This window comes from Neorhizobium petrolearium (assembly GCF_029854435.1).
In the GTDB taxonomy this organism is placed as follows: domain Bacteria; phylum Pseudomonadota; class Alphaproteobacteria; order Rhizobiales; family Rhizobiaceae; genus Neorhizobium; species Neorhizobium petrolearium.
The window spans coordinates 268,928-282,119 of sequence record NZ_CP123002.1; the positions used below are offsets into that span (position 1 = coordinate 268,928).

Annotated in this window: 13 protein-coding genes and 2 pseudogenes; 3 read left to right on the top strand and 12 right to left on the bottom strand. The window is 58.8% G+C overall.

What is annotated here, in order from left to right; genetic code table 11:
• Window positions 1-62 precede the first annotated feature (62 nt).
• The 10 genes and pseudogenes from QEO92_RS32540 to QEO92_RS32585 form a co-directional block, all read right to left on the bottom strand.
• Window positions 63-467, bottom strand: a pseudogene (locus tag QEO92_RS32540) (IS1182 family transposase); the annotation flags it as partial.
• A gap of 206 nt (window positions 468-673) precedes the next feature.
• Entirely contained in the window at window positions 674-1,348 is a 675-nt protein-coding gene (locus tag QEO92_RS32545) for an IS4 family transposase (RefSeq protein WP_280107557.1), read from the bottom strand.
• A gap of 334 nt (window positions 1,349-1,682) precedes the next feature.
• Entirely contained in the window at window positions 1,683-2,639 is a 957-nt protein-coding gene (locus QEO92_RS32550; protein ID WP_227705934.1) for a branched-chain amino acid ABC transporter permease, read from the bottom strand.
• A 64-nt stretch (window positions 2,640-2,703) separates the two neighbouring features.
• Window positions 2,704-3,585: a branched-chain amino acid ABC transporter permease gene (locus QEO92_RS32555; protein ID WP_210059080.1), complete on the bottom strand. Its 882-nt coding sequence runs from the start codon at window positions 3,583-3,585 to the stop codon at window positions 2,704-2,706.
• A gap of 80 nt (window positions 3,586-3,665) precedes the next feature.
• Window positions 3,666-4,403, bottom strand: coding sequence for an ABC transporter ATP-binding protein (locus tag QEO92_RS32560; RefSeq protein ID WP_210059078.1), 738 nt, complete (start codon window positions 4,401-4,403; stop codon window positions 3,666-3,668).
• Complete coding sequence (locus QEO92_RS32565) at window positions 4,400-5,176, bottom strand: ABC transporter ATP-binding protein (protein ID WP_210059076.1); 777 nt, start codon at window positions 5,174-5,176, stop codon at window positions 4,400-4,402. Before QEO92_RS32565 ends, QEO92_RS32560 begins: the two co-directional genes overlap by 4 nt.
• On the bottom strand, window positions 5,173-5,961 hold the full coding sequence (locus tag QEO92_RS32570) for an SDR family NAD(P)-dependent oxidoreductase (RefSeq protein WP_210059075.1): 789 nt from the start codon (window positions 5,959-5,961) through the stop codon (window positions 5,173-5,175). Before QEO92_RS32570 ends, QEO92_RS32565 begins: the two co-directional genes overlap by 4 nt.
• A 19-nt stretch (window positions 5,962-5,980) precedes the next feature.
• Window positions 5,981-6,790: an SDR family NAD(P)-dependent oxidoreductase gene (locus tag QEO92_RS32575; RefSeq protein ID WP_210059074.1), complete on the bottom strand. Its 810-nt coding sequence runs from the start codon at window positions 6,788-6,790 to the stop codon at window positions 5,981-5,983.
• Window positions 6,791-6,885: 95 nt separating this feature from the next.
• Complete coding sequence (locus QEO92_RS32580) at window positions 6,886-8,124, bottom strand: ABC transporter substrate-binding protein (RefSeq protein WP_210059073.1); 1,239 nt, start codon at window positions 8,122-8,124, stop codon at window positions 6,886-6,888.
• A 50-nt stretch (window positions 8,125-8,174) separates the two neighbouring features.
• The gene (locus tag QEO92_RS32585; protein WP_210059072.1) at window positions 8,175-9,881 is read right to left on the bottom strand and encodes an FAD-dependent oxidoreductase; all 1,707 of its coding nucleotides are present in this window, start codon (window positions 9,879-9,881) and stop codon (window positions 8,175-8,177) included.
• Between the two features lie 226 nt (window positions 9,882-10,107).
• Between QEO92_RS32585 and QEO92_RS32590 the strand changes: the two genes are divergently transcribed.
• Complete coding sequence (locus QEO92_RS32590; protein ID WP_210059071.1) at window positions 10,108-11,052, top strand: helix-turn-helix domain-containing protein; 945 nt, start codon at window positions 10,108-10,110, stop codon at window positions 11,050-11,052.
• Here QEO92_RS32590 and QEO92_RS32595 read toward each other — a convergent pair.
• Together QEO92_RS32595 and QEO92_RS32600 are read right to left on the bottom strand one after the other, a co-directional pair.
• Window positions 11,018-11,605: an NIPSNAP family protein gene (locus tag QEO92_RS32595; RefSeq protein WP_210059070.1), complete on the bottom strand. Its 588-nt coding sequence runs from the start codon at window positions 11,603-11,605 to the stop codon at window positions 11,018-11,020. The genes QEO92_RS32590 and QEO92_RS32595 overlap by 35 nt on opposite strands.
• A 348-nt stretch (window positions 11,606-11,953) precedes the next feature.
• A pseudogene (locus QEO92_RS32600) lies at window positions 11,954-12,091 on the bottom strand (transposase domain-containing protein); the annotation flags it as partial.
• Between the two features lie 274 nt (window positions 12,092-12,365).
• Here QEO92_RS32600 and tnpA point away from each other — a divergent pair.
• Both tnpA and tnpB read left to right on the top strand, forming a co-directional pair.
• Window positions 12,366-12,818, top strand: coding sequence for an IS66-like element accessory protein TnpA (tnpA, locus tag QEO92_RS32605; protein WP_227705930.1), 453 nt, complete (start codon window positions 12,366-12,368; stop codon window positions 12,816-12,818).
• Window positions 12,815-13,168, top strand: coding sequence for an IS66 family insertion sequence element accessory protein TnpB (gene tnpB / locus QEO92_RS32610; protein WP_227705935.1), 354 nt, complete (start codon window positions 12,815-12,817; stop codon window positions 13,166-13,168). Before tnpA ends, tnpB begins: the two co-directional genes overlap by 4 nt.
• The last annotated feature ends 24 nt before the right edge of the window (window positions 13,169-13,192 follow it).

Consider the following 13,192-nt stretch of genomic DNA (forward strand, 5'->3'; position numbering starts at 1 on the left):
CACCTCACAAAAACAACGGCTTCAGTCTAACAAAACAAGGCGGTTCTCGGCGTGGCGATACGCTCCACGCTTTCGCGCCGCCGGTCCAGAATGTCGGGCCGGGCAACAAGACGCACCGCCATGCGGTCGAGCACCGCCTCGTTCTCCAGGCGCGACACACGACGGAAGCTTCTGGTGCAGCGTTCGCGCAGGCTGCACGCCTTGCAGGCGTCACGGTTGACGTAGTCGATCTTCACATTGTCACGGGACTTGCCAAAATGACGTGGTGAGAGCACCTGGTCTGCGGGGCAAAGGTAGATGTCCTTGTCCGGGTCGTAGCGGAACTGCTCCTTGGAAAAGAACCCTTCGGCCACGGCGGGACCGCGGATCGGCTTGGGAACATAGGCGGTGACGCCTGCATTCTCGCAAGCCTCCATATCCTCGATCTTGAAGTAGCCCCGGTCCGCCACCGCGTCGATCCTGTCGACGCTGTGAACGGTCGTCGAGAAATGCGGCTAGCCCCAATACCGTTTAGTTAATGATTTTGATGGCTTGTTTGATATCGATTGGCGGCAGTGGTGGATCGGTTCGTCGTCGCAGGGGAAAGTTGCTCATCTTGCGTTTGACGCCGCGCTTATTGCGGCGATGCGATCGGAGCGGCACACGCTCTTGCAGGATTTCGGCGAGCACGGCGTCATGAAAGGCGCGGCGTTGTCGAGGGGGGAATGGCGGCAAACACGGTGAGTTTGCGGCGGATGACGCGAACGGTGTGGATGAAGGAAAGCCGATCGGGGTCCTCATCGGCTGACAGGGCGGCTTCATGCATCAAGCCGCGAATGGCGAAGTGGGCCATGATGAGGCCGTAAAACTCTTGGCGTACCAGATCGGGCGTGCGGCTGCGCAGCACGATCCTGGCGCCGCGCAGATGGGTCTTGAGTTCATCGAAGCTGGTCTCGATTGCCCAGCGTTCGTGATAGAGTGCGGCCAACTCCTTGGCCGGCGCCTCCTCATGATCGAGAAGGCTGGTCACCAGCCGGTAGATCGGCTCCGCCCCGGTAACGCCGTCGAGGCGATAGTCGATGACGCGGACTTGAACGCCGTTGGTCTTATGGCGCCAATCGCGTTCGCACCGATAGATGCGGCTCAGACAGGAACCGTCCGGCAGGCGCTTGTCAGGGCTCAGGCGCATATTTTTGCGCACCCGCCACAACAAGTTGGCGCCGCTGTCGCGCGCCAGGCTCCACAGCTCAAAGCCGAAGAAGGACCGGTCGGCCAGGCACAACATGTCCGGCTCAAGGCACGCCAGGACGGCCTTGGCGAGCGTGACCTCGCTGGTCGCGCAACCGGCCATCTGGCTGGCGAACAACACCTGCGTGCCGTTCTCGACCAGGCTGACAAAGCGGATTTGCGGATATGCCGGCCAGCACGGAACAGTTCATGATCATATCAAACTACTTCATCGAAGCCGGATATGATCGAACCTAAAAACATCCCGCTCTAATGTGCCGTTGTCGGAAATCCTCAACCTGCGCCAGCAATACGCCCGACCGCCGTTCTCCTCGCCGGCGTGATCGGATTGGGGTGCGGTATCGGTCTGCGGAAGATGGCTCGCATTCTGGCGCGATCAAGGAAGACGCGCTGGATCATGCCGTCAACAGGCACTTCTCCAAAGTAGCGTATCGTGTAAATGAGAGGGAACGTATTTACGAGTTACTGCGTAACTCGACCGATTGTTTTCGCTCAAAAAATCCGGTGATTTCACCGGCAATGCCCTTGCGGAACAGGATGACACAGAGAACGAATATGCTTCCGGTGATCACCGTGATGGGGATGACGGATGCGGCAAGAAAGTTCTCCAGCGACAACACGATCCCAGCCCCGACAATAGGCCCGATCATAGTTCCAAGCCCTCCGAGCAGCGTCATCAAGATCACTTCGCCAGACGCCTGCCATGTGACGTCTGTCAGCGTTGCAAGCTGGAAGACGATCGCCTTGGTGCCGCCAGCGAGGCCGGCGATCGATGCTGACAGCACGAAGGCGCCGAGTTTATAGCGCTCGGTGCGATAGCCGAGGGAAATAGCCCGTGTCTCGTTTTCCCGTATGGATTTTAGAATGGCACCGAAGGGCGAATGGACGATGCGCCAGATCGCGAACATGCCGGCGACGAAGACCGCAAGGACGAAGTAGTACATATTAATCGCCGGATTGAGATCAATGAGGCCGAACAAGGCTCCCCGGGGAACCGACTGGATGCCGTCTTCTCCGCCCGTGAAGGGCGACTGGACAAAGACGAAATAGACCAGTTGCCCGCAGGACAGGGTGATCATCGCAAAATAGATGCCCTGTCGCCGGATTGCGATGGCGCCGATCAAGCAGCCGAGGACGGCAGCAAAAGCCGTGCTGGCGATGATCGCCAGTTCCGGGGTGAAGCCCCATACCTTGGCGCTGTAGGCGGCGATATAAGCCGCGCCGCCGAAGAAAGCGGCATGTCCGAAGGACAGAAGGCCGACATAGCCGATCAGCAGATTAAAAGCGGCGGCGAAAAGCCCGAAACAGAGCAACTTCATCAGGAATATGGGATAGACGAGGGCCGGAGCGGCTATGAGGACGGCCAGCCCGACTGCGACCAAGAGCCAGGCCCAATTTATGGACGAAGCCATTCGCGGAATCGGGGTGGTTGCTAGCTTATGGATTGTGGCCATTAATTCCTCCGGAATTTTCAATCTAAGCTCGACCGAACAGGCCGGCGGGCCTGACGAGAAGAACGATGATCATGACAGCAAAAATCACAGTGTTGGACGCCTCGGGATAGAAGACCTTGGTCAGCCCCTCGATGAGGCCGAGCGTATAGCCGGTGGCGATGGCACCGATCAGCGACCCCATTCCACCAATCACGACGACTGCAAAGACGACGATGATGAGGTTCTGTCCCATCAGCGGGCTCACCTGGTACATCGGCGCCGCCAGAACGCCCGCAAGCCCGGCAAGACCGGAGCCGAGCGCATAGGTCAGGGTGAGCAGGAGCGGCACATTCACGCCAAAGGCCTGCACCAGCTTCGGATTCTCCGTCGCCGCGCGCAGATAGGCGCCGAATTTCGTCCGCTCCACCAGCAACCAGGTAAGAAGGCAGACTGCCAGCGAGGCGATGATCACGAAACCCCGATATTTCGGCAGCATCATGAAACCGAGATTGACGGCGCCGGACAGTTCCTTCGGTGCCGCGTAGGGCTGGCCGCTGGAACCGTAGAAATGTCGAAACAAGCCTTCGATGATGAGGGTCAGACCGAAGGTCAGCAGCATTCCGTAAAGATGATCGAGGGAATAGACCCGGGCGATCAGCAGCCGTTCTAGCACAGCGCTGAAAAGGGCGACCAGCAGCGGCGCGATCAGCAAAGACGGCCAGAAGCCGATGCCGGCGAATTTGAGTAGCAGCAATGCGGCAAAGGCGCCGAGCATATATTGTGCGCCGTGGGTGAAATTGATGACGCGCAGCAGCCCAAAAATGACGGCGAGCCCCAGACTCAGCAGCGCATAGAAAGACCCGTTGATCAGTCCGATCAGCAACTGGCTGAACAGCGCCGCCGAGGGAATACCAAGAATTGTCATCGTTCACCTTAATTCCTATAGTGTTCTGGTGGGCGGAAGCGTTTGTGAAAGGTAGGGACTAGACCGGTTTCCAGCATAGCTCAGACACCCAGAACGTCGCTTAACCAGTCTTGCCGCCCAGGCAATTCCGCCGCCGAAAACTGATCGAGGACCTGTCCGTGCTCGATCACGTAGTAGCGTTCCGCCACGCGCTGGGCGAAACGGAAGTTCTGCTCGACGAGAATGATTGTGATGCCGCGTTTTCGAAGTGCGATGATAACGTCGCCGATGCGATCAACGATCACCGGCGCCAATCCTTCCGTCGGCTCGTCGAGCAGCAGGATCCTGATGCCGGTGCGCAGGATGCGGGCGATTGCCAGCATCTGCTGTTCGCCGCCGGAGAGGCTGGTGCCTTGGCTGTGGCGCCGTTCCTTGAGGTTCGGAAAGAGCGCGTAGATCTCTTCGACGGTATGACCGCCTTCTGCGACGATGGGAGGCAGCAACAGGTTTTCCTGAACGGTCAGACCGGAAAAAATGCCGCGTTCTTCCGGGACGAAGCCCAGGCCATGCCGCGCGATATGATGCAGCGGCAGCCGGCTTATGTCCTTTCCACCTATCTTGATTTCGCCGCTGCGGCGGTCCATCAGACCCGTGATCGATTTGAGCGTCGTGGTCTTGCCTGCGCCGTTGCGGCCAAGGAGCGCCACCGTTTCGCCGCTGTGAATATCAAGATCGATCCCGTGCAGCGCCTGGCTCTCGCCATACCAGGCCTTCAGGTTGCGGGCAGACAGGATGGCGGTCTGGTCCTTCACCGCGTTTATCCGTGTTATTGCCGTCATACGGCGCTCCCCATATAGGCTTCCCTTACTCTCGGATCTTGGCTGATCTCCTCATAGCGGCCCTCCGCCAGGACTTCGCCGCGCTGCAGAACGGTCACCCGGTCGCAGAGATCGGCGACAACTGATAGATTGTGCTCCACCATTACGATTGTGCGCCCCTCAGCTACCTTTCGGATCAGATGCGCGATCTGGTGAATGTCTTCACGCGCCATGCCGGCCATAGGTTCGTCGAGTAAGAGCAATTCGGGATCCAGCGCCAATGTTGTTGCCAGCTCCAGCGCTCGCTTGCGGCCATAGGAAAGCACACTGGCCGCTTGGTCGCGGAAAGATTCAAGGCCAACCGAGGAAAGGAGCTCCATCGCCCGTTCATTAAGCCGGTCGAGGCTGGATTGCGGGCGCCAGAACTGGGTCGCTAGTCCATTCGGACGCTGTAGCGCGATCCGGACGTTCTCCAGCACGCTTAGATGGGGAAACGTCGACGATATCTGAAAGGAGCGGACGAGCCCCATGCGGGCGATGTCGGCAGGCGAGGAGCGCGAAATGTCGGTCCCGCGGAAATGAATCATTCCCCGTGTAGGCACCAGGAAACGCGTCAGGAGGTTAAAGCAGGTGGTCTTGCCGGCTCCGTTCGGTCCGATCAACGCGTGGATCGATCCGCTGCGGACGGTCAGGTCGACATTGTTGACGGCGGTGAAACCCCTGAAGACTTTAGTCAGGCCGCGCGCAGTCAATATTGCTTCCCGGTCGCAGTTTCCGGTAAGAAGCGTGCTCATAACTTGCCCCCTGTTTCTAGGGGATGGGCATCGCCGAAATCGGAAAAGGCGTTCCAGCCGCCATCGACACTCAGAACGGCGCCAGTGATATACTTTGCGGCCGGAGACGACAGGAAATAGGCGGCCTCCGCGATGTCGTCGGGTTCGCCGAGTTGCCCCATCGGAATGCGTCGCCGGATCTGGGCTATATCGATCCGGCCGGCGTTCGTCAGCTTGCGGACGAGCGCCGTTTCGACAAAGCCAGGTGCGATGGAATTGACACGAATGCCCTGCGGGGCCCATTCGCAGGCCATAGAACGGGTCATGGCGATGATGCCGGCCTTGGCGGCACCATAGGCGTTTCGTCTCGGCAGGCCGCCAAGGCCGGCGATCGAGGAAATATTGACGATGGTGCCACCGCCATTGTCCAGCATCATGCGCCCCATCTCCTTGGAGACGAGGAACGTGCCGCGCAGATGCGTATCCAGCACCTTTTGGAATTGGGCGGCATCCTGCTCGATCGTCGGCAGATGGCTATCGGCGATGCCGGCATTGTTGATGACAACGCCGCAGTTTCCGAAACTCTCGCGCACCGACTGCGCCATTGTCTGCACGTCCTCTTCGCGGGTGACATCGGCGGCGAGCGCCAGATGACCGGGGTCAAGTTCGCCAAGCCGATCGTGCACCTTCTGGCCATCGATATCGGCAAGGGCTACCCGGAAACCGCGCGCCGCATAAAGGCGCGCCATGGCCCAGCCGATCCCGTCGGCCGCGCCCGTGATTAGAATCGTTTTCTCAAGCGTCATCTGCTCCTCCAAAGCATCTTCAGCCGCCATATCCCGGGCGCGGGATACTGCTCATCAGCGTCTGGGCAAACCCGCCGTCGACGACAATCTCCTGCCCATTGACATAGCCTGCACGGGGGCTTGCAAGAAAAACAGCAGCATTGGCAATATCATCCGGTGTTCCGATGCGCCTCAGCGGAACAATGTCTTCGCGCGCCCGCCTGGTTTCGGGCTGCCGATAGAAGACATCCGATAGAGGAGTATGGATCAAGCCGGGGCTGATCGCATTCGAGCGCACACCCTTCGGTCCCCATTCAAAGGCGAGCTGCCGTGATAACATCGAAACTGCCGCCTTGCCGGGACTATAGGCGCCGCTGAACGCCTGCGGATGGGATGCGGCGATGGATGACACATGCACGATAGCGCCCTCGCCCTTAGCCAGCATCGGGCGGCCGAATATCTGCGAGCAGAGCAGGTAGCCCGTCAAGTTGACGTGCAGCATCTGCTCCCAATCGGAGATTGGCAACACATCCAGATGGCCGGGCCGCAGGATTGCCGCGTTGTTGACGAGGATGTCGCATGTACCGAACCTGTCATGGGCGGCGGCGGCTGCCGTCTCGGTGGACTCGGCGCTGCTGACGTCGCAAGCGAGCGCCAGGGCCGACCCACCCGCCCGTTCGATCATGGCCACCGTTTCCCCGCAGGCACCGTCCTGCCGGTCCAGAACCACGAGTTTCGCACCGGCCGTGGCGAATTCCTTCGCGATGGCCTGCCCGATTCCGCCTGCGGCGCCAGTCACTATGCAGACACGGTCCTGAAGCTGCAGCCACTGATATTCATATCCCGACACAAAATTGACCTTTCGCAATGAGCTGGAAGAAATGGTGGACGCACGGCAACCGGCGATCCCCGGCGCCGAATAGCGACGCCGGGGATCGCTGTAGATCAGATCAGGGGGCAGTTCCCCTCGCTGAGCGGGCGAAAGGCTTCATCCGCCGCGATCGTCGCTTGCAGCTTGAAGACATCGCCGCGGCTCGTGCTCTCGTCGGGCGACTTCACCGTGAAGAGATAGGCAGGATGGATCTTCCGTCCGTCTGCGCGGATGGAGCCCTGCCCGAACGCATCATCATCGGTCGGCATGTTTTTCATCATGTCGATAACGGCCTTGCCCGATTTCTTCGCTTGGGCGACGCCGAGTTCCTTGACCGCCTTCAAATAATGCAGGATGCCGGCATAGTCGCCTGCTTGACTCATGTTCGGGAACACTCCTTCCGGAAGTTGCGGCTTGGCCCGGTTCATGAAGGCCCTGGTTCGATCGTTGAGATCCCAATAGAAGGTCTCCGTCATGCTCAGTCCCTGCGCTACGGGCAGCCCCATGCCGAGCACATCCGTGATATACCCTACCAAGGCCGCCATGCGGATGCCGCTGTCGGCGATACCGAATTCCTGGGCCTGCTTGAGGCAATTGATGAGATCGTTGCCGGAATTAGCGAAGCCGATGACATTGGCTCCGCTTCCCTGCGCCTGAAGCAGGAATGAAGAGAAATCGCTGGTGCTGCCGTAGGGATAGCGTACCGATCCGACGATTTCGCCGCCCGCCGCCTTGATGAAGTTGGTCGCATCATTTTCAGCGGCGTGCCCGAAAGCATAGTCCGCGGTTATGAAGAACCATTTGTTTCCGCCGGTACGGACGGTCGCCGTCGCCGTCGAATGCGCCAGGCACCAGGAATCCCAGCTCCAGTGGACGACATGCGCGCTGCAATATTTGCCGGTGATGTCGGAGCTGCCGGCCGTGGTGATGATTGCGGCCTTATCCTTTGCTTCGAGCTGATCGCGCGCGCCGAGCGCAATGGCGCTATTGCCGACGTTGCTCAGCACGTCGACCCCGTTGCGATCGAACCATTCGCGGATGATGGTCAGGCCGATATCCGGTTTGTTCTGGTGATCGGCAACGAGTACCTCGACCTTGAAGCCCGGATTAGCAGCGGTGAATTCGGCGACCGCCTGGTTGACGCAGGCAACCGAGACCGGACCGGAAACGTCCTGATAGATGCCGGACATATCGGTGATGACGCCGATGCGGATCGTATCATCCGCTTGCGCGCGGGGGCGCCGCAGCGGCATCATGCCCGTTACGGTCGCCGCCGTGGTCCCACCCAGTAAAGCTCGTCTTGTTATCTGCACTTTCATATCCTCCCAAATGATGTGCTGGAAATTCCGCCGTTTACGGCGCCTCAGCTCACGCCGGCCAAGTGCCGCGCCGTGAGATAGCCGAAGGTCATGATCGGACCGAGGGTGATGCCGGCGCCCGGATAGTTGCCGCCCATGACGCTTGCGCGATCGTTCCCCGTTGCGTAGAGCCCTTTGATCGGCTGCCCGTTCGCATCCAGAACATCTCCATAAAGGCCCGTCTTCAGCCCATCGAAGGTGCCGAGATCCCCCATCATGATGCGCACCGCATAGAAAGGTCCCTTTTCGATCGGAGCGACATTCGGATTGGGCTTGTGGTCCGGGTCTCCGAGATAGCGGTTGAACGAGCTCGTGCCACGGCCAAATGCTGGATCGAGTCCCTTCCGGGCGGCGACGTTATAGTCAGAAACGGTCTTCTGCAGGACAGTGGGATCGACGCTGATGGTCTGAGCGAGCTCCCGAAGAGTCTTGCCGCGACAAAGATAGCCGTTGCGCAAATGCCCGCCGAGCGGCACCGGCGCGGGCTTGACATGCCCGAGACCGTATTTGCGAATGGCTGCGTGGTCGCAGATCAACCATACCGCGGCATCCGGCTCGTTCGCTGATGCCTCGATGATCGCCGCCCCGACGTCGTGATAGGAATTGGATTCGTTGGTAAATCGGAGGCCGGAACTGAGGACTGCTATGATGCCCGGTTTGTAGCGGTCGAGAAGATGCGGGAAGACGCCGATCTTGCCGTTGCCCATCGGGACGGCCGAGACTGGCATCCAGGCGGCTGCGTTCGGAAAGCGAGTCTCGCAGACCCCGCCGGCCTGCTCGGCCATCGAAATCCCATCGCCGGTATTGCCATCGGGCGTCGGCGAAAGGTGCTTTCCGCCTCGCCTGACATGCGGATAGGCTTTCGCAATTCGCGCAAGATCATGCGGGAAGCCTCCGGCAGCAAGCACGACGCCACGCCGCGCGGTGATGCGAACCGGCCCTTTGTGTCCTTGTACCTGCGCTCCCTTCACTATATCACCATCGATAATCAATTGTTGAGCTGGCGTTTGCGTGTAAATCGGAATGCGAAGATCGAAAGCGGACTTGGCCAGCCGCGCGGCAAGCGCATTGCCGGCGGTGATATTGACGCCACGATGATGAACGGCGAGTTCCCTCAGGTGCCCGGCCAGGCGGCGAACCACATAGAGCGCGGAGGTCAGCGACCGAGTGGCATTGAAGAAATGCTTGATATCGGCGCTCGACGAATTGAACATCATGCCGATGAAGGTGATGGTTTTGAGTGGCGGGCGCAGACGCTTCAGATTCTGACCCAACGCGGTCGCATCATAGGGTGCAGCGACGACCGAACGACCGACGTCGATACCGCCCCGCACATCGGGATGATAATCGGGATAGAGTGTCGGCAGGAACTTGACGTCGGTTTCCCGTTCAAAGAACTCCAGCATTTCGGGACCATGATCGAGAAAAGCATCGATCGCAGCTTCGTCGAAAAAATTGCCGGTTTCGTTCTTTAGATATTCGCGGGCGCTTTCCCGGCTGTCCTGGATGCCATACTTTCGTGAATGAGGATTGCCAGGAACCCAGAGGACACCGCCGGAAAAGGCGGTTGTTCCGCCGAAAAACTCTTCCTTCTCGATCACGATCACATCGAGGCCGAGCTTCTTCGCGGTGATCGCGGTTGAAAGCCCGCCGGCACCCGAGCCGATGACCAGGACGTCACAGGTCGCATCTTGCAACAGATATTTTGGCATGTCTCCTCCACTCGCTGCTTTGCCTGCTTGGCTCTCCCCTGTGAGAATCCTCTCTCCATCCACGACGTGCTCCAACTCTGAAGCAGGCGATGTTGTTGGATGCCCGTGGGTAATTGCTAAGGCCACCTCCATAGCCAAACAATGGAAGAAGCGTTATTTATGTTGTACAATTCAATTGCTGCTATGCAGCAATTGAAACTGCATTGCGGTCGCGGGAGCTTTACAAATGTTAGGAAAGATCACGATTCCACGCTATTATCTCTATGGAGATCCGCATTCGGACGTTGATCTCGATTTCCTTCACACGGAGGCGATCCATGAACGAAGCGGCCCGAATAATTGGATAATTCGTCCTCACGCTCATCCCGACCACACCCAGATTCTGCTGGTCCTCGAAGGTGGCGGATGGATCCGGATGGAGGAAAAGACATGGCAGATCGCGCCACTTAGCCTCATTGTCGTGCCTGCATCGATCGTCCATGAGATCAATTTCCTGCCTGGGACCGATGGAGAGGTGATTACGGCTGCCTCAGCCTACATTGCAAGCGTTGCACGAGGAGATCCTGCGCTGATCGAGACAACCCGGATTGCTGCTGTATATCCGGTCGGCGGCGCGGATGTACGCATCGATGGCTTAAAGGATGCTTTTCACTGGCTTCACTACGAATTCATCTGGTCTGCGCCCGGCCGCAGACTTGCAATCATGGCGCAATGTTTGCGAATTCTTGTCTCTTTGCTGCGGGCTCGCAGTGGTGCCGTCCTCGATGCTCATCGCAGGGATCGGAATTACGACCTGTTTGTGAGATTTCGAGACCTGCTTGAACAGTATTTCCGCGAAGAAAAGAACTTGGGCTTCTACTCCGAACGTCTACATGTCACTGTTCCGCGGTTGAATCTTGCTTGCAAGGCTCGCGGAGCGAAAACCGCCTCGAACCTGCTCTATGAACGGGTAATGATCGAAGCGAAGCGATACCTCCTCTATACAGAAATGTCGGTTACCGAGATTTCACACGCACTCGGGTTCGACGACCTTGCTTATTTCAGCCGCTTCTTTTCGCAGCGAGCCGGGATGCCAGCGGGGTTTTACCGCCGGCAGAGCCGTACCGAGAGCGGGCTCAATCCCGGCGGGGTCAGCACTACCGTAAGGGAGACAGTGCCAGCGGGCGGATGAGTTCATGTTCGATGGGTGCTCCATCGTAGCCCATGAGCAAGTCCGGTTGACTTGCCTTGATCAGGGTGAAGTGGCTCTGCGGCCGGTATCCCGACACTGTCCGGAAACCTGCAACCAGGCCGGGGGTTTCTGGCGGCAAGGTTTGAGCGCTAATGGCGATGGCATACCAGTCCTCCCCGAACATCGGCTCGCTTTCGATCTGCTGCTGATGCGCCTCCTTGCGCCTGGCAACAACCCCGTCGAGCAGCTTCGAACTCGTTTCGAGGGACAGAAACGCGTTGCGTTGGCTCACGACCAGTGTGAAAGCGTTGGGAACGAATTGATCATTCCATTCGCGATCCTTTGCCACTGCAAGACGGCAGAGGGTTCTCTCCTGCAAGGATTCATAGGCCCAGAGGTGATGGATGCGGTTGAGACCGCCGCTCTCGGTCATCCAGTAGCCAGCGAGCGGAAGGTGACGGGTAATGAGATGGACGCCACCGGTGCGAAAGAGACCGAGATATTTGAGAGCCTTTCCGGGCAACAGATCATAGGTCCGCAGTTCGAATATCATGTGATCCTCCCGTAGAATTCATATCATTGCGGCATTTGCGGCGGCGGTGTTCCTGTGCCAATTGAAGGTGTGAATGAGGCGATCCGAGTTGGCCGGAACCCACACATCCTTCACGCTATGAGGATACGTGAAATCCTGGCAATGGACGAAAGCGAAAGAATGTTGGACGTTTCGGCTATGCCGAATGGCAGCCGCCCTGTTTCGAAGCTGTCGAAAGACCTATGGATTGCCCATATAGGCAACGCTCAGCCGTATCGGCGTCTCGGCCCCATCGATTTTCCGGTTGCAACGGTGATGTCGATCGCTTGCGGAAGGTCCTGTGAGCACGTCTGAGAGTCCCGAACGAGCTCATTGTGAGGCGCTGATCCGTTGCGCATAGGCCCAGGGCATGAGGGCGTCGATGTCTTTGGCGAGGTGGCCGTTGGCGAGGCTGATGAAGAGATCGCGCAGGTAGGCGTAGGGCTCGACACCATTCATTTTGCAGCTTTATGCCGACCGGCGAACTATGCCGACTAGAGCGGGATGAATTTAGGCGGAATCGGCATGGGGATTGAACGAAGCCGCTGGCGCGGCACTTGGAGTGCGGGATTTGCATGATGCGCTTCTGATTTGAAGGATTGGGCTGTTTTAGCCAACCTTTGAACAGGAGATGACGATGACAGAGATAAGCCGTAAGCGCCGTCTCCGCCCCATTGGATTGGGTGTATTTTGAGGCTTGCTGCGTATGCGAGAAGGTTTCCAGTTTTATCTGGAGATTTGCATGGCAGATGATGGATTTGTCGGTCGCTACGAAGTTGTCGAGCCGCGCCGCGGAAACCGGCGTTGGCCGGATGATGTGAAGGCGCGGATCGTGGCGGAAAGCTTTGAGCCTGGTGTTCGTGTCGTTGATGTCGCGCGCCGTCACGGCGTTATAGCAAACCAGCTTTCCGATTGGCGACGTCAAGTGCGCGACGGCATTCTGGTGCTGCCGTTTGCGGTGGCAACGACGCCGTCGGAGCACGATGGTATCGAGCCGGCATTCGTGCCTCTGGCAATCGCTGCGGAGCCGCCTGAGCCTGTCAATCGTTTGCCGCTGCCGAAGCTGGCCTCCGACGGGCCGAGGGTGCAGGTTTTGACGTTGGAGATTGGCTCAGACGTTGTGATGCGGGTTCCGAACGATGTGCCCGTTGAACGGGTCGCCGCTCTGGTTCGCGCTGTGCGAGGAGCGTCATGATCGTCGCGGGCCAACGACTGCCGATCCTGATCGCAACGCGTCCGGTTGACTTCCGCTGTGGGCATCAGGCTCTGGCTCTGATGGTGCAGACCGAGTTGAAGCTGGACCCGCATTCCGGGGTGACGGTGATCTTTCGCTCAAAACGCGGGGACCGCCTGAAGATCCTGGTGTGGGATGGCACCGGAATGGTGCTAACTTACAAAATTCTTGAATATGGAAGCTTTGCCTGGCCCAAGGTTCAGGATGGGACGATGCGTCTTTCCAGGGGGCAATATGAGGCATTGTTCGAAGGCCTCGACTGGCGGCGGGTGATGGCGCAACGAGTGACCGCGCCGTCGGCGGCAGGGTGAATATCCGGCCGCCTTTGCATTGTT

Excerpts from the sequence above, each read along its gene's own strand:
- QEO92_RS32565 (WP_210059076.1), bottom strand. The coding sequence starts at position 5,176 with ATGAGCACGCTTCTTACCGGAAACTGCGACCGGGAAGCAATATTGACT.
- QEO92_RS32590 (WP_210059071.1), top strand. The coding sequence starts at position 10,108 with ATGTTAGGAAAGATCACGATTCCACGCTATTATCTCTATGGAGATCCG.
- QEO92_RS32550 (WP_227705934.1), bottom strand. The coding sequence starts at position 2,639 with ATGGCTTCGTCCATAAATTGGGCCTGGCTCTTGGTCGCAGTCGGGCTG.
- QEO92_RS32560 (WP_210059078.1), bottom strand. The coding sequence starts at position 4,403 with ATGACGGCAATAACACGGATAAACGCGGTGAAGGACCAGACCGCCATC.
- tnpA (WP_227705930.1), top strand. The coding sequence starts at position 12,366 with ATGGCAGATGATGGATTTGTCGGTCGCTACGAAGTTGTCGAGCCGCGC.
- QEO92_RS32555 (WP_210059080.1), bottom strand. The coding sequence starts at position 3,585 with ATGACAATTCTTGGTATTCCCTCGGCGGCGCTGTTCAGCCAGTTGCTG.
- tnpB (WP_227705935.1), top strand. The coding sequence starts at position 12,815 with ATGATCGTCGCGGGCCAACGACTGCCGATCCTGATCGCAACGCGTCCG.
- QEO92_RS32595 (WP_210059070.1), bottom strand. The coding sequence starts at position 11,605 with ATGATATTCGAACTGCGGACCTATGATCTGTTGCCCGGAAAGGCTCTC.
- QEO92_RS32570 (WP_210059075.1), bottom strand. The coding sequence starts at position 5,961 with ATGACGCTTGAGAAAACGATTCTAATCACGGGCGCGGCCGACGGGATC.
- QEO92_RS32585 (WP_210059072.1), bottom strand. The coding sequence starts at position 9,881 with ATGCCAAAATATCTGTTGCAAGATGCGACCTGTGACGTCCTGGTCATC.